Annotated in this window: 12 protein-coding genes; 4 read left to right on the top strand and 8 right to left on the bottom strand. The window is 58.2% G+C overall.

Translation table 11 applies throughout. The annotated features are described in order from the left end of the window. Window positions 1-8 precede the first annotated feature (8 nt). The 5 genes from gad to ETHHA_RS03740 form a co-directional block, all read right to left on the bottom strand. On the bottom strand, window positions 9-1,406 hold the full coding sequence (gad, locus tag ETHHA_RS03720) for a glutamate decarboxylase (RefSeq protein ID WP_013484671.1): 1,398 nt from the start codon (window positions 1,404-1,406) through the stop codon (window positions 9-11). 151 nt (window positions 1,407-1,557) lie between these two features. After that, complete coding sequence (gene nspC, locus ETHHA_RS03725) at window positions 1,558-2,685, bottom strand: carboxynorspermidine decarboxylase (RefSeq protein WP_013484672.1); 1,128 nt, start codon at window positions 2,683-2,685, stop codon at window positions 1,558-1,560. 1 nt (window position 2,686) lies between these two features. Then, the gene (locus ETHHA_RS03730; protein ID WP_013484673.1) at window positions 2,687-3,886 is read right to left on the bottom strand and encodes a saccharopine dehydrogenase family protein; all 1,200 of its coding nucleotides are present in this window, start codon (window positions 3,884-3,886) and stop codon (window positions 2,687-2,689) included. Between the two features lie 27 nt (window positions 3,887-3,913). After that, window positions 3,914-4,771, bottom strand: coding sequence for a polyamine aminopropyltransferase (speE, locus tag ETHHA_RS03735; RefSeq protein ID WP_013484674.1), 858 nt, complete (start codon window positions 4,769-4,771; stop codon window positions 3,914-3,916). Window positions 4,772-4,773: 2 nt separating this feature from the next. Further along, a complete protein-coding gene (locus ETHHA_RS03740) occupies window positions 4,774-6,228 on the bottom strand; it encodes an aminotransferase class I/II-fold pyridoxal phosphate-dependent enzyme (protein ID WP_013484675.1) in 1,455 nt (484 codons plus the stop codon). Between the two features lie 691 nt (window positions 6,229-6,919). Here ETHHA_RS03740 and ETHHA_RS03745 point away from each other — a divergent pair. The 4 genes from ETHHA_RS03745 (at window position 6,920) to ETHHA_RS15785 (ending at window position 9,857) form a co-directional block, all read left to right on the top strand. Continuing rightward, complete coding sequence (locus tag ETHHA_RS03745; protein ID WP_013484676.1) at window positions 6,920-7,765, top strand: fumarate hydratase; 846 nt, start codon at window positions 6,920-6,922, stop codon at window positions 7,763-7,765. A gap of 15 nt (window positions 7,766-7,780) precedes the next feature. Next, on the top strand, window positions 7,781-8,344 hold the full coding sequence (locus ETHHA_RS03750; protein ID WP_013484677.1) for a Fe-S-containing hydro-lyase: 564 nt from the start codon (window positions 7,781-7,783) through the stop codon (window positions 8,342-8,344). A 17-nt stretch (window positions 8,345-8,361) separates the two neighbouring features. Continuing rightward, window positions 8,362-9,534 (top strand): NAD(P)-dependent malic enzyme, encoded by a 1,173-nt coding sequence (locus ETHHA_RS03755; protein ID WP_013484678.1) that lies wholly within the window; start codon window positions 8,362-8,364, stop codon window positions 9,532-9,534. Between the two features lie 170 nt (window positions 9,535-9,704). Then, window positions 9,705-9,857: a hypothetical protein gene (locus tag ETHHA_RS15785; RefSeq protein WP_013484679.1), complete on the top strand. Its 153-nt coding sequence runs from the start codon at window positions 9,705-9,707 to the stop codon at window positions 9,855-9,857. 319 nt (window positions 9,858-10,176) lie between these two features. Here ETHHA_RS15785 and ETHHA_RS03765 read toward each other — a convergent pair whose 3' ends face one another. From ETHHA_RS03765 to ETHHA_RS03775, 3 genes are all read right to left on the bottom strand, one after another. Further along, the gene (locus ETHHA_RS03765; protein ID WP_041686637.1) at window positions 10,177-11,571 is read right to left on the bottom strand and encodes a hypothetical protein; all 1,395 of its coding nucleotides are present in this window, start codon (window positions 11,569-11,571) and stop codon (window positions 10,177-10,179) included. Between the two features lie 575 nt (window positions 11,572-12,146). Further along, entirely contained in the window at window positions 12,147-13,082 is a 936-nt protein-coding gene (locus ETHHA_RS03770) for an ROK family protein (protein ID WP_013484681.1), read from the bottom strand. 95 nt (window positions 13,083-13,177) lie between these two features. After that, on the bottom strand, window positions 13,178-15,562 hold the full coding sequence (locus ETHHA_RS03775; RefSeq protein ID WP_013484682.1) for a glycoside hydrolase family 31 protein: 2,385 nt from the start codon (window positions 15,560-15,562) through the stop codon (window positions 13,178-13,180). Window positions 15,563-15,576: the final 14 nt, after the last annotated feature.

A 15,576-nucleotide genomic window follows, 5' to 3' on the forward strand; every position in this document is an offset into this window, starting at 1 on the left:
CGGAATGCTCAGTGCGTGAACCCTTTGATGTCCCCCCGCTTTGCCCGATCGGCCCGGGGATGCGCGCGTCCCAGCGTTTCGATGGCAAGATGGATATCTTCCATCAGCCTCTGCGCCAGATTCAAAGACATATCGCTGCGGCAGACCAGGCGGCAGACGATGATATTCTGTGCATGATTTGGCAGCGGATAGACCGGAACCTGCCACCCGTTTCGCTCCAACTGGTCGGACAGATCGTATAGCGTCCAGTCTGCCGCCTGCTCTTTCATCGTGAAGCAAACGACGGGGATGCTGTCGCCGCGGTTGATAAGGGCGAACAGACCGGTGGCATCCAGATTTTCCGCGAGGTAATCCGCGATCTTCCGCGTGTGCCGGTGGACCCTGCAATATCCGTCGTAGCCCAGCCGCAGAAAATTGTAATACTGACCGATGATGTGGCTGGCGGAACGTGAGAAGTTGATCGCCATGGTGGGCATGGTGCCGCCGAGGTAATTAACCTCGAAGATCAGCTCTTTGGGCAGGCAGGTTTTGTCCCGCCACACCACCCAGCCGATGCCCGGATAGACCAGTCCGTATTTATGCCCGGAGGTGTTGATGGAAACCACATTTTCCAGCCGGAAATCCCATTCCAGCTCCGGTTGGGAAAACGGTGCGAACAGCCCGCCGGAAGCCGCGTCCACATGAATGTAGACCGTTTCCTCCGTTTGGCTGTTGTATTGCCCGACCGCCTTGTCCAGCAGCCGGATATCGTCGAATTTTCCGGTATAGGTCTGCCCCAGAATACCCACTATGCCGATGGTGTACGCATCGACCGCCCGGATGGCCGCATTGACATCCAGACTCAGATGCTCCGGGTCCATCGGGACGGCGCGCAGTTCCACATCCCAATAGACGCAGAATTTTTCCCAACAAACCTGATACCCCGAGGAAATGACGAGGTTCGGCTTTTTTTCGCAGATGTCCAGCCCCAAGCGCTGCGCCCGGTTGCGCCAGCGGAACTTCATGGCAAGGCCCGCCAGCATGCAGGCTTCGGACGAGCCCACCGTGGATGTGCCGATGAACTGGTTCTCGGGCGCGTGCCACAGGTCGGCAATGATATTCACACAGCGGTTTTCCAACTCGATGGTGCTGGGGTATTCCGATTTGTCGATGGCGTTTTTCTCGAGAGTGTCCGCCATCAGCCGGATGGCTTCGTCTTCCATGAACGTGGAGCAGAACGTCGCCAGGTTCAGGCGGGCGTTGCCTTCGTCCAGCAGCTCGTTTTTAATCAGTCGGCAGGCGACGTCGGGCTCGATGGGCTGTTTTCGGAGTGTGTATTTGGGAATGTCAACGTCGTCATAAAGAGACAGGGTGTTCGCCGGATGAATCTTCTGGAGCTTTTCGTTGTTTTTGTTCTGGTGCAGCATATTGCAGCACTCCTTTCGTGCCTGTGCCCGATTGGAACGGCGGCTGTGGTGCCCGCCGCTATTCTTTATTGTATTCGCCCGCGCGGGTGTTTTCAACTGCAGGAATACAGAAAAACGCGTCCACAGATGTGGGCGCGTTTTTGTGTCCGATTCAGGACAGCCTGCATTTGAAATCATTGTAGCCGAAGCGGTGCAGAAGCTTGCAGTCGCCGTCTGCATTGCGCAGGGCGATGGACGGCAGGGGCATGCCGTTGAACGTGTTGTTTTTTACCATCGAATAAATGGCCATGTCGCCGAACGTGAGCCGGTCGCCGGGCGCAAGCGGCCGGTCGAACGAATAGTCGCCGATGACGTCGCCCGCCAGGCAGGTGGGGCCGCCTAACCGGTAGGTGTACGGTTTCTCATCCGGTATACCTGCCCCCAAAAGCGGCGGGCGGTAGGGCATTTCGAGTACGTCGGGCATGTGGCAGGCGGCGGAGGTATCCAGAATGGCGATGTCGATGCCGTTGCGAAACGTGTCCAGCACTGTGGTGACGAGGAAGCCGGCGTTCAGCGCCACCGCTTCGCCCGGCTCCAGATAGACCTGCACGCCGTAGGTCTCCTGCACCCGGTGGATGCAGGCTTCCAGCGCGGCGAGGTCGTACCCTTCGCGGGTGATGTGGTGCCCGCCGCCGAAATTGAGCCATTTCATCCGGGGCAGCCACGGCCCGAACTGTTCTTCCACCGCTTCCACCGTGCGGACGAGCGGGGCGGCGTCCTGTTCGCAGAGCGTGTGGAAATGCAGGCCCTCTACACCGTCCAGCCGGTCGGGGCGAAAGTTTTCGCGCGTGACGCCCAGACGCGAGCCGGGCGCACAAGGGTCGTAGAGCTCATGCCCTTCCTGCGTGGAGTATGCGGGGTTGATGCGCAGGCCCACGCTCTTGCCGGCGCGCAGCGCCCGGTTTTTGAATTTTTCCAACTGCGAAAACGAGTTGAAGATGATGTGATCGCAGAGCGACACAATCTCGTCGAAGTCTTCGTTGCGGTAGCCGGGGGAGAAGACATGGTTCTCCTTGTCCATCTCCTCCCGGCCGAGCCGGGCTTCATACAGGCCGCTGGCCGCCGTGCCGCTGAGGTATTGCCCAATGAGCGGATAGAGCGCATACATGGAGAACGCTTTTTGCGCCAGCAGGATGCGGCAGCCGGTGCGGTCCATCACGCCGCGCAGGATATCCAGGTTGCGCACGAGCAGGGATTCGTCCACCACATAGCAGGGGGTGGAGAGCTGTTCCGTCCGCATCTCAGTCCACCAGATCGGGGTGAAAGCTCTCTTTCCACGGCAGGCCCCATTTGTTCAGCGCGGCCATGAACGGATCGGGATCGAACTCCTCGATGTTGTGCACACCGGGCGTGTTCCATGTGCCCGAAAGCAGCATGGATGCCCCGATCATGGCGGGAACGCCGGTGGTGTAGGCCACGGCCTGCATCCCGGTCTCTTTGTAGCAGGCCTGATGGTCGCAAATGTTGTAGAGGTAGTAGGTCTTTTCCTTTCCATCATTCACACCGCGGAAGATGCAGCCGATGTTGGTCTTTCCCTTGGTGCGCGGGCCGAGAGAAGCCGGATCGGGCAGCACCGCCTTGAGGAACTGGAGCGGCACGATCTGCATGCCCTGGTATTCAATGGGCTCGATGGAGGTCATCCCCACGTTCTCCAGGCAGCGCAGGTGAGTGAGGTAGCTCTGCCCGAAGGTCATAAAGAAGCGGATGCGCTTGATGCCGGGCATGTTCAGCGCAAGGGATTCGATCTCCTCGTGGTGCAGCAGATACATGTCCTTTTCACCGATCTCGGGGAAATCATAGACGCGCTTGATCTCCATTGGTTTGGTTTCCACCCAGTGCCCGTCTTCCCAATAGCTGCCGTTGGCCGACACCTCGCGGATGTTGATCTCGGGGTTGAAGTTGGTGGCGAACGGATAGCCGTGGTCGCCCGCGTTGCAGTCGAGAATGTCGATGTAGTGGATTTCGTCGAACTGGTGCTTGAGGGCATAGGCGGAGAACACGCTGGTCACGCCCGGGTCGAAGCCGCTGCCGAGCAGCGCGGTGATGCCGGCCTGCTCAAAGCGCTCGCGGTAGGCCCACTGCCATTTGTATTCGAACTTGGCGGTGTCTTCCGGCTCGTAGTTGGCGGTATCCACATAATTCGTTCTGGTGGCGAGACAGGCGTCCATAATGGTGAGGTCCTGATAGGGCAGGGCGAGGTTGAGCACCACGTCCGGTTTTTCCCGTTGAATGAGGGCGACGAGCTCGTCCACCTTGTCGGCGTCCACTTGCGCGGTGGTGATTTTTGTTTTGCCGCCGTCGAGCTTGGCTTTAACCGCGTCGCATTTCGATTTGGTGCGGCTGGCGATGCAGATTTCTTCAAACACGGCGCTGTTCTGGCAGCATTTGTGAATGGCTACCTGAGCCACGCCCCCGCAGCCGATGATGAGTGCTTTTCCCATGATGTTCGTTCTCCTTTGTTGTCTGTTTTATGCTTCTTCGACCTTTTGCAGAATCTCCTGCACATAGGTCGGCAGGGCAAACGCCGCGCTGTGCAGGTTCGTATTATAGTAATGCGCCGGGATGCGCAGGGCATTCCACGCGTCGGGGCGGAAATCGTGCGTGGGGTGATATTTTTTAGACGCAAATCCAAAGAGCCAATGCCCGGACGGATAGGTGGGGATATGCGCCTGGTAGACGCGACTGATGGGGAACCGGGCCCGGATGCGCTGGTGCGCGCGCTGCATGGCGGCGGCATCTTTGGCGTAGAACGGGCTTTCGTGCTGGTTGACCATGATGCCGTCTTCCCGCAGGGCCTTGAAGCAGTTGCCGTAGAACTCCTTGGTGAACAGGTCCTCGCCCGGCCCGAACGGGTCGGTGGAATCGACGAGGATGACGTCGTATTCGTTTTCGTGCGAGCGGGTGTATTTCAAGCCGTCTTCATAGCGGATGTGTACGCGCGGGTCGTTCAGCCGACAGGCCGTTTGCGGCAGGAATTCCCGACACGCGTCCACCACCACCTCGTCGATCTCAATAAGGTCGATGCGTTCCACCGAGCGGTACTTGGTGAGCTCGCGCACCGCGCCGCCGTCGCCTCCCCCGATGACGAGGATGCGCCGGGGGTTCGGGTGCACCGCCATGGGCACATGCGCAATCATTTCGTGGTAGATGAATTCGTCCTTTTCGGTAAGCATGATATAACCGTCCAGCACGAGGATGCGGCCGAACTCGATCGATTCAAAAATATCAATGCGCTGGAATTGGCTCTGCGCGGAATAGAGCTGCCGGTCCACCTTGATGGAAAACCGCACGTTGTCCGTATGGAGCTCCGTAAACCAAAGTTCCAAGTTTAAACTCCTTTCAGCACGTTCAGATGCTTGATCTCGAGGTCTTCCGGCCCCGTCATGGAACAGCCTTTTTCCTTGGCGTAGGCGATGTAGTCCAAAATATCCCGGGTGATGCGTTCGCCTGGCGCCAGCACCGGGATGCCCGGCGGGTAGCACATGACGAACTCGCTGCACACGCGGCCTTCCGTTTTCTCGAGCGGCAGAGATTCTTTTTCTGCGTAGAACGCGTGCTGCGGCGTGGTGACCACCTGCGGGCTGATATATTCCTGCGTGAGCATGCCGGCTTTGTCCTGCCGATAGAGCCGCCGGACCTCGGAGAGCGCGCTCACCAGCCGCTCCACATTCTGCCTGCTGTCGCCCAGCGAGACATAGGCAAGGATGTTGCCGATGTCGCCGAACTCGATCTGGATGTCGTATTCGTCCCGCAGCAGGTCGTAGACCTCCACGCCAGCCAGCCCGATATCCAGCGTGTGCACGGAGAGCTTGGTCACGTCGAAATCGAACACGCTGTCCCCGTTGATGAGCTCTTTTGAGAAAGCGTCGTAATCGCCGATGGCGTTGATTTCATTTCTGGCGTACTGTGCGAGTGCGGCAACCTGTGCAAAGACCGCCTCGCCGCGCAACGCAAGGTTGCGGCGCGAAATATCCAGACTGGAGAGCAGCAGATAGGAGCCGCTGGTGGTCTGGGTGAGGTTGATGATCTGCCGGACATAGCCCGCGTTCATGGCGGGACCGGTGAGCAGGATGGAGCTTTGCGTGAGGCTGCCGCCTGATTTGTGCATGCTCACCGCAGCCATGTCCGCTCCGGCCGCCATGGCGGACACGGGCAGATCTTTCCCGAAATAGAAATGCGTACCGTGCGCTTCGTCCGCCAGCACCTTGATGCCGTGCGCGTGCGCCAGCTTCACAATGCCGCACAGGTCGGAGCAGATGCCGTAATAGGTGGGGTTGTTGACGAGGATGGCCACCGCGTCCGGGTTCTCGCGGATGGCCTGTTCCACTTGTGCCAGGGACATGCCCAGCGAGATGCCGAGCCTTGTGTCTACTTCCGGGTTGACATAGACCGGCTCCGCGCCGCAGAGCACCAGTGCGTTGATGACGCTGCGGTGCACGTTGCGCGGCAGGATGATCTTGTCGCCTTTTTTGCTGACGGAAAGCACCATGCCCTGCACGGCTGAAGTGGTGCCGCCCACCATGAAGAATGCGTGTGCCGCGCCGAACGCCTCGGCCGCCAGCTCCTCCGCATCCTTGATGACGGACACGGGGTGGATGAGATTGTCGAGCGGCTTCATGGAATTGACGTCCACCGACACGCATTGTTCCCCCAGAAAACGGGTCAATTCCGGGTTGCCCTTGCCGTGCTTGTGGCCCGGTACGTCGAACGGGACCACACGCATCTGTTTGAAACGCTCCAATGCCTCATATATGGGCATGCGTTCCTGAGAAAGCTGCTGCATGCACTTCCCCCTCCGTTTTTCTTATTTTTGGCTGGATGCCGGAGATTAATCCGCGCGCGGGTTTGCCGCACCCTCCGGGCATGTTGCGGGGGGATGGCAAAACAAAAAACGCAAGCGCATAGCGGCAGACCGCGTATCACTTGCGTTTCGATTCAACAGCGATTTTGTCCGGCGGAAAGCGTGTCCCGGCAGGGAGCCGCTTTCCGACTTTCAAAATGCAGGACTTTCAGAGTCTATACAGCAAAAACTTACTTTTACTACTCTTATTGACCGTTTCACAAGTTGAGCGCGCGATCGCACCGGTTATAAGTAACCAACTTATAAAATCTGAGCGTTTTGCTCAATCAATAAGGCAACGAAAGTTGCCGGACGGCAATTGACCCGGCTGCCATAGCCCTGCCTTTCTTTTGGAAAGTGGTCAAAAAATTTTTGCTCATAATCTTTTGAAAAAACAGATATTCAAAAAATTACAGCTCTCATTATATGGGCTTGTCCCGCAAAAGTCAAGGTTTTAGCCGCCGCGTACAATAATTTTACAATGCGGGGAGCCGTTTGAAATATCCCTGTCCATGTGCTATCATAGCGTGGATATGTGTGTGCCGGGAAAGGGCGCGGTTGCCACTTTTTTCCGGCGCAGCGGAACGATATTGCGCCGCGCGGCTGCGCGGCCGGACGGGAAGGTGAGCAGCCTATGCGGGAAATCAGCGCAGAAACCATCCGTGCAACGGTAAAAGACCTCTTTCTGCGGGCCAATTACAACATCAGCCCGGAGATTCTCGCCGCTCTGAAAACGGGATTGAAAACGGAAGAATCCCCCACGGGCCGGGCGGTTTTGCGGCAGATCGTTGAAAACGACGAGATTGCGGCGGCGGAGCGGGTGGCCATTTGCCAGGATACGGGGATGTCCGTCGTGTTCATCCGGCTGGGCCAGGAGGTCCATGTCGTGGGCGGCGGGTTCAACGAGGCCATCGAACAGGGTGTGCGCGAGGCATACGCCGACGGCTATCTGCGCAAATCCATCGTGACCGACCCGGTCTTCGACCGGAAAAACACCGGCGACAACACGCCCGCCGTGGTCCATGTGGACATCGTGCCGGGGGATACTTTGGAAATCGAGGTGTCGCCCAAGGGCTTTGGAAGCGAGAACATGAGCGCGCTGAAGATGCTCTCGCCGTCCGACGGCGAACAGGGCGTGCGCAGTTTCATCCTCGAAACCGCCCGCAAAGCGGGGCCGAACCCCTGCCCGCCCGTCATCATCGGGGTGGGTATCGGCGGCACCATCGAACTGGCGGCCAAAACAGCCAAAAAGGCCACGCTCCGGGAACCGGGGCGACACAACGCCGACCCCCGCTACGCCAAAATGGAGCGGGAACTGCTTGATGAAATCAACCGCATGGGCTTTGGCCCCGCGGGGCTGGGCGGCAGCACCACGGCGCTGGCTGTCCACATCGACTGGCTGCCCGCGCATATCGCCTCTCTGCCGGTGGTCGTCAACGTGTGCTGCCATGCCGCCCGCCACGCCCGAGCGGAGCTGTGACGGAGAGGGTATATAATGAACATGGACACAGTAAAAAAAATCCAAACACCCCTGACGGACGAAGCGGTGGACGGGCTGAAAGCAGGGGACAGCGTACTGATCTCCGGCACGGTGTTCACCGCGCGCGACGCCGCGCATAAACGCCTGTTTCAGCTTTTGCAGGAGAACAGAAAACTGCCCGTGGACCTCAAAGGCCAGATCGTGTATTATGTAGGCCCTGCGCCTGCCAGCCCGGGACATGCCTGTGGCTCCGCCGGCCCAACCAGCAGCTACCGCATGGACGCCTACACGCCCGCCCTGTTGGACATCGGTCTCAAAGGGATGATTGGCAAGGGGCTGCGCTCGCAGGTGGTGATCGACTCCATGCGGAAGAACCACTGCGTGTATTTCGCAGCCACGGGCGGCGCGGCGGCGCTGATTGCCAAAAGCATCCGCGCGGTTGAACCCATCGCATATGAGGACCTGGGAACAGAGGCCCTGCAAAAAATGATGGTGGTGGATTTCCCGGCCATCGTGGTCATTGATGCGCAGGGGAACAACCTCTATGAGACCGGTGCGGCGGCATACCGGAAGCTGTAAAAAGAAAGGCGGAAACGATGGACATTCGACAGGAATCGCTGAAAAAGCATTACGAGTGGAAAGGGAAGATCGAGGTGACTTCCCGCGTATCCGTGCATTCCCGGGAGGAGCTGTCTCTGGCGTATACGCCGGGAGTGGCCGAGCCGTGCATGGAGATCCACAAAAATATTGATAAATCTTTTGAGCTTACCCGGCGCAGCAACCTGGTCGCCGTGGTGACGGACGGAACGGCCGTGCTGGGGCTGGGGGATATCGGGCCCGAGGCGGGCATGCCGGTCATGGAGGGCAAGGCGGCGCTGTTCAAGGAATTCGCGGATGTGGACGCGTTCCCCATCTGCGTGCGCAGCAAGGATGTAGAAGAAATTGTGCGCACGGTCTACCTGATTTCCGGCAGTTTCGGGGGCATCAACCTCGAAGATATTTCCGCCCCGCGCTGCTTCGAAATCGAACGGCGGCTGAAAGAGCTTTGCGATATTCCGGTCTTCCACGACGACCAGCACGGCACGGCGATTGTGGTGGCGGCGGCTGTGCTCAATGCGCTGAAAGTGGTGCGCAAAGAGATCGAAAGCGTGCGGATCGTGGTTAACGGTGCCGGTTCGGCGGGCATCGCCATCGCCCGGCATTTGCTCAATCTGGGGGCGGCGGACCTGACGATGGTGGATCGCTGCGGCATCCTCTGCGAGGGCATGGAGGAACTCAACCCCGCGCAGGCGGACATGGCGCGGCTGACCAACCGGGCGCATAAGCGGGGCCTGCTGGCCGACGCCATGCAGGGAGCCGACCTGTTTATCGGCGTTTCCGCGCCGGGTATCGTGACGGAAGACATGGTGCGCTCCATGGCGGCGGAACCGGTCGTGTTCGCCATGGCCAATCCCACGCCTGAGATCATGCCCGACCTTGCCAAAGCGGCGGGCGCGAAGGTGGTCGGCACCGGACGGTCGGATTTTCCAAACCAGATCAACAACGTGCTCGCATTCCCAGGCATCTTCCGCGGGGCGCTGGACTGTAGGGCGAAAGAGATCAATGAGCCGATGAAAGCCGCCGCGTCCCATGCCATCGCCGGGCTGGTGAGCGACAGCGAGCTGTCGGAAGAGTATATCCTGCCCAGCGCGTTTGACCGGCGGGTCGGAGAGGCCGTTGCAAACGCGATCGTGCAGGCCGCCCGCGACGCCGGCGTGGCACAAATCTGAATACACCGGGTATTATAGGTGCAAAACCCGCCTTATGGTTTATTCATAAGGCGGGTTTTTATGTGAAAAGGCATCGGGTATTTTGTAAGCGGGCCGGTGGTATGAACCCGGCCGGGCAGGCCACACTATGAAAGGCAACCAGAATCATATGGGCCGCAGGAGGAATGCATATGGCAAAAGCGGGCATGCGCCGCCCCGATCCGGAAGACCCGCACGGGACGGAAAGCCGGGGAAAAAGACAGAAATTCCCAAAAAACGAGCAACCCCCGGTTCCGGAATTGCAGGGGGCTGCCAAAACCGGGAAAAAGCATGCGAAGAAGTGATTGTGGCATGCAGTTCGCCGCCCGTTCGGGCGGCTTTTTCTGTTGTGCGTCACGGTTCTTTTTCAAACGTATCAGGCGCGGCCGCATGCGTCAAGGTCCGGTTGCTTGTCCTGTTTTGCCGGCGGGGGATTGGGCCGTAGGGAGACGATCTGATTTTGCAGCAGTGTGGCGGCCGTGCCGATGGTGAAAAGCGTGCAGAACATCATCTGAAAATAGGCCGGGGACATATACTGCGGTGAGAAGGGAACATCGGATCCGACGGTCCCGTACGCAAAAATCGACACCCGCAGCAAAAAGGTGAGAAATACAACTGTGCTGATCAGCCAGGAGGGACAATGATCCCGTTCTGTTTCCGGCGTAGCGTGAGGATAAGGCGGATGGTGAGGTATGCGTAACACAAAACGGCCAGTGCAAACAGCACGGGAAAACAAACCTGGTAGAGTTCTGTAAAGCGATGCAATATTCCGATCCGTTTTCCGGTGAGGCTGGAAGCCTTTTGGTAGAGGGAAGGACCGTTTTCCATCGTGACGCCCTCTCCGCCCGTGGTGGGTGGAAGCTTGCCGGGGTCGGTGAAATACGGCGTACTATCCAGATTTGCGATGTCGTAGGTCATGGCCTGATAGAGCGCGATGCCGGCGGGAAACGGATCGCTCGGTTCCGGATACGGGCTGCAGTCTCTGAATGTGATGTTGTAGCGAATCCCGGCCAGAGTCGCGTTCAGCGTAGGCAGCAGATATTGGCTGCGCCAGGGTGAAAGCATCCCCAGACTGATGGAGTTCGGATAACTCTTGAGTTCGCCTTTTGCAAATGCATCGTTCAGTTCCGTTGCCAGGCGCTTATAGTATGCACTGGCGGCGGCCGGGCTTTTATAATACCCTGCGGCTGCCACGGCGTTGCGCAGGTTCCAGGTGAAAAGCGTGCCGGGCGTTTCGCCGTCCAGATACGGCTGGAGCTCCCGGAAAGCCGGGCTGACAGCATAGGCCTGCATCCGCGCGGCTTTGGTCACCGTTACTCGGGGGATCGTTTTCCCGGTGTCGATGCGGCCAAGGGCGCTGTATGCGTTAAGGAAATTAGGCTCCGCATATTCGTTGGTGATGAAGATGCCGTATGCAAAAGCGTTTGCGCCCGCGACCAGCGCATTGCACGCACCGAAAATGAGAAACGGCAGAACCAGCACGGCAATGGTCTGCGGCGCCGCCGCTTCTTTCCGGCGGAGGATGACCAGAACCAGACACAGAACCGTGACCACGACAAGAAAAGGCAGGACCCAGGCGGAGTCCTCGCGTGTCAGCCAGGCACCTGCAAAAGACAGGCCCATCAGGACGGGCCATACCATCCGAATGCTTTTTTGGGCAAAAAGCCGGATATACATCGCCGCCATGCAGGAAACAGCGAGAAGCGTGCAGGAGCCGCAAACAAAATCACGGATGACGCGGGTGGTCGCCATGGATGTGTATCTGCCGGGGTTGAACAGAAAGACCACGTAGCAAACGGCCAGTATGAGGGGATTTCTGACGAAAGGGGCAATGGCGCGTATGGATACCGCACAGGCGAAAACAAACAGCAGTTGCTGGGTGAGCAGAAGCGGCAGCCCGATGTAGTGGTTGGCGGCGATGAACAGGGGGTAAAACACGCCTTTTACCAGGGTGTTCTGGTCATAGGCACCCAGCCAGTGCCCATGGGCGATATTGACCGCATGCACCAGAAACAGCATGTCGTCGTATCCCATCAATGGAATACAGCGCATTGTCTGCGCAGATGAAAGCCAAAGCCTGAAAAGTGTGAGAATGAGCAGCCCTGCAAAAAGCGCTCTCTTTCTTTTATTCGGACAGCTTCTCCCGCATACGTCTAATAGATAGCCTATGTTCTTTCCCTTCGATTATCTTCCCGCGTGAAACCGCCAAATCTGGATTTTTCTATTTTTATAACGGGCCGCAGTTCCAAATGGGTATGGAACGGTTCCGTTCCAGATCGTTTTTCAGAAACGGATGCGGTGTCGGTGCACAAAGGCACGAAAGCCGGCGGCGGAGGGATTTTTCTCTTTCCCGCGGGCATGCCGGCTTGTCCGGTCAGGCAACACACGCCTGACACATACCTTTTCTTATATCACATCGAATCCCATGTGCCCATGGGGCCTGGAACGGAGCGGCACGATGCGATCGGAAAATGCGTATCCGCGCGTCCTTGTGTTATAAAATATTTTCAGCCACAAGGCAGATCCGAACACTTTCCAACTGCAGAAAAGTTCGCATCTGTCTTGTGGCTGAAGAAGCTTCTGTTCAGATCCGGTCAGGCAAGGCACAGCGCCGCGGCGCCGACGATTCCCGCTTTATTGCCCAGCGCGGCAATTTTGACGGTTGTGACAAAAGCATATGGGGCGGCGTAACAGTTCTTCCGTACATATGCGTTCAGGCGGTCGACCAGAGGCTGCCCCTCTCCGGAAATGCCGCCGCCAATCAGCAGAACCTCAGGGCGGAAGATATTCACCATATTCACGGCCGTCTCATCCAGATAGTGCTTATACTGCTCAACAACATGGGTGGCCGTCGGATCGCCCCGATGCATGGCATCGAAAATGCTGCGGCCGTTCAGGGCCTTGCCTGCCAGGATACTGTCGGGGTGTGAAGCAACCGCTTCGCCCGCCTGGCGGACGAGCGCCGTGGCAGAGGCATAAACCTCGATGCACCCCTTGCGCCCGCAGGTGCAAGGCAGGCCATCCATTATCAACGTGCAGTGGCCCAACTCTGCGCCGGCACCCTGCGTTCCCTCATAAATCTTTCCGTCGATGATGACGCCGCCGCCTACGCCTGTGCCCAAGGTGAGCAGCACAACGTTTTTCCGCCCTTTTGCCGCGCCGGCGACCACTTCTCCCAGTGCGGCGCAGTTGGCGTCATTGCTCAGCCGAACGGGAAATCCCGTTGCTACGGCGAGTGCGTGCCCCAGCGGCACATGTTCCCAGCGCAGGTTGTTGCTGAACAGCACGGTCCCTGCGGAGCTGTAGATAACGCCCGGTACGCCTGCTCCCAGTCCGATACAAGAGGATGGGTCGAGGGCGTTGTTGGCAAGCAGTGTGTGTACGCAGCGTGCCATATCTGCGACGACCTGCTTCCAGGGACGGTTTGCCTGCGTGGGGACACTGAGGGTATCCACCAACTGAAACTGCTCATCCACGATGCCGACGGCGATGTTTGTGCCGCCGAGATCAATGCCGATCGAATAGCGCATGTAAATTCCTCTTTATCGTTGTTTTTTCGATGGGGTCCGGAACGTTTTGGACCGGCCGAAACCAATAACGGCCGGTAAACGGGGCATCCGGGGTGTCAGTAACGCAAGAGCAGTTCCACTGTGTCCGTCTCAAATGGGCAGGCCACAGCTTCTCCGGGTGAGGCGGCCTTGCCGGCCGAGGTCAGGATAGCGGCCGGTTTGCCCACACACCGGATATGGAGCGTGCGATATCCGTTCCCGTATCCTGCGTGTGTTTTTTTCACGCGCAGCACAGCGGCGCCGGGGCCGTCCGGTCGAACGATGGCCTCATAGCGGTTGTATCCGCCTTCGCGATACGCGAAGGTTTCGCCGTCGTCGGTAAAGTGCGTGCAGGATGCCTCCTCACCGGGTGCCGGCAGACAGACATCGAGTATCAGCGTATCGGCGGCCTGCTCGCCAACATACTGCCGGACCGGCCAGCGCGGCAGGATCGAGCCCTCTTTCACATAGATGGGGCAGAGGTCGAGCGGCGCGTCACGCAGGATGTTCTGCCCGCCGGCAAATGTCTCGTTTGTCCAGAAATCGATCCAGTTGGCGCCTTTCGGCAGATATACGGAACGCGCGCGTTGCCCCTGCTGTACTACCGGCGCCACCAGCAAAGCACTCCCGCAAAGGAATTCGTCGTTGATGTCGGTTACGGCCGGGTCGTCCTGAAACTCCAGTACCAGCGGACGCATCACCGGCAGCCCGGTCTGCTCCCCTTCGCGCAGCGCGTCGTAAAGATAGGGCAACAGCGTATAGCACAGCTCAATGTATTTCTGGTTGATGGCCTTGGTCTGCTCATCGAATGCCCAGGGCTCCTGGCTGCGCGTTTCATAACTGGAATGGTTACGGAACAGCGGGGTGAAACAGCCCACCTGCACCCAGCGCGAAAGCAGTTCAGGCGTGCAGTCAAACCCGAAGCCGCCCACGTCGCATCCCGCGTAAGCGAAACCGCTCAAGCCAAGGTTCAGCAACTGTGGGATCGACATACGAAGGTGCTCCCACAGGCTCTGGTTGTCGCCCGTCCAGATCGTCGAATATTTCTGCGTGCCTGCATAGCAGGCGCGTGTGATGACAAAGGGCCTTTTGTCGCTGTGCTTCCGGAACCCTTCGAACGCAGACCGCGCCATGTAGTGGCCGTAGACATTATGCATTTCGGCGTGGTCGGTGCGGTACCCGTCGTTATGGAACTGCACGTCATCCGGCAGAGGTCCGTGGAACGATGCCGGCTCGTTCATATCGTTCCAAACGCCGGCCACCCCGTTTTCAATCAGAAATTGCTGCTTGTCGGCCCACCATGCGCGCACCTTCGCGTTGGAAAAATCGGGGAACAGCGCATCACCGGGCCACACGGCATTGACGTAGGGAATCCCATCCGGATCGGTGATGAAGTAACCGTTTTTCAGTCCTTCCTCATATACGGCGTATCCCGCGTCTTTTTTCACGCCCGGGTCGATGATGGTGACGACCTTAAAGCCGTCGTCTTTCAGTTTCCGGATCATGCCCTTGAAATCGGAGAAGCGTTCCCGGTCGTAGGTGAACACACGGTAGCCGTCCATATAATCAATATCAAGATACAGCACATCACAGGGGATATGCTCTTTACGGAATCGTTCGGCCACTTCAAGCAGGCGCTCTTTCGGCGCGTAGCTCCAGCGGCACTGCTGATAACCCAGCGCCCAAAGCTGCGGCAGCGGCGTGCGCCCGGTCAGGGACGTATAGCCGCTCACCACGGATTTGAGGGACGGGCCATAGATGAAGTAATAATCAAGGTTGCCGTCTTTCGCCCCGAAATAATAATAGGCGCTGTTGTCACGACCCATATCGAAATAGCTTTCGTATGTATTGTCAAAAAAGATGCCGTAGGCCGTTTCCCCGTGCAGGGCGATCAAAAACGGGATGGACTTGTACAGCGTATCGAAATTTTCGGTATGCGGCAGCGGATTGTCGGTGTTCCACATGCGGTAGTGGTAGCCCTTTTTGTTCAGCGGCCCGGTTTTTTCGCCCAATCCGTAAAAATGCGTGTCGCCGTCCAGTTGTTTGTAGACCGATACCTTCATAGGCGCGTTTTTGCCGGCCTCCTCGTGCCCTTCCGCGCTCACAAACGACTTGCCGGTGGCGCTGCCGCCATAGCGGATAAACGGTTCCGGCTCACCCTGGTAATCCCTGCAGACCGCGCGGCCCTGTGTGTCGAAGATGTCGATATGAAAATCCCTGGATATTTCGACGCGCAGTTTGGAGGTGGTAATCACGACGAGTCCGTCCGCATCCTCAACATGGAAGTCCGTGTTGGACGCAGGCGGGTTCTCCACCGCTTTGGAAAGGCGGTGCTCGTCTTTTTGAGGAGCGAAAAAGTGGACGATATCGGGCGCGATGACATCGACCTCAGCCCGGTTCTGTTCAAATGTCAGCCGGACGGTGTGGCCCGTTTGTTCAAATTTTTGCAAGTTGCCAAACATTTCGATTCCTCCAA

This window comes from Ethanoligenens harbinense YUAN-3, from assembly GCF_000178115.2.
GTDB classification, from domain to species: domain Bacteria; phylum Bacillota; class Clostridia; order Oscillospirales; family Ethanoligenentaceae; genus Ethanoligenens; species Ethanoligenens harbinense.

Coding starts and splice junctions, on each gene's coding strand:
- ETHHA_RS03745 (WP_013484676.1), top strand. CDS start 6,920: ATGCGGGAAATCAGCGCAGAAACCATCCGTGCAACGGTAAAAGACCTC.
- ETHHA_RS03750 (WP_013484677.1), top strand. CDS start 7,781: ATGAACATGGACACAGTAAAAAAAATCCAAACACCCCTGACGGACGAA.
- ETHHA_RS03755 (WP_013484678.1), top strand. CDS start 8,362: ATGGACATTCGACAGGAATCGCTGAAAAAGCATTACGAGTGGAAAGGG.
- nspC (WP_013484672.1), bottom strand. CDS start 2,685: ATGCGGACGGAACAGCTCTCCACCCCCTGCTATGTGGTGGACGAATCC.
- gad (WP_013484671.1), bottom strand. CDS start 1,406: ATGCTGCACCAGAACAAAAACAACGAAAAGCTCCAGAAGATTCATCCG.
- ETHHA_RS03770 (WP_013484681.1), bottom strand. CDS start 13,082: ATGCGCTATTCGATCGGCATTGATCTCGGCGGCACAAACATCGCCGTC.
- ETHHA_RS15785 (WP_013484679.1), top strand. CDS start 9,705: ATGGCAAAAGCGGGCATGCGCCGCCCCGATCCGGAAGACCCGCACGGG.
- ETHHA_RS03765 (WP_041686637.1), bottom strand. CDS start 11,571: ATGCTGTTTCTGGTGCATGCGGTCAATATCGCCCATGGGCACTGGCTG.
- ETHHA_RS03730 (WP_013484673.1), bottom strand. CDS start 3,886: ATGGGAAAAGCACTCATCATCGGCTGCGGGGGCGTGGCTCAGGTAGCC.
- ETHHA_RS03740 (WP_013484675.1), bottom strand. CDS start 6,228: ATGCAGCAGCTTTCTCAGGAACGCATGCCCATATATGAGGCATTGGAG.
- ETHHA_RS03775 (WP_013484682.1), bottom strand. CDS start 15,562: ATGTTTGGCAACTTGCAAAAATTTGAACAAACGGGCCACACCGTCCGG.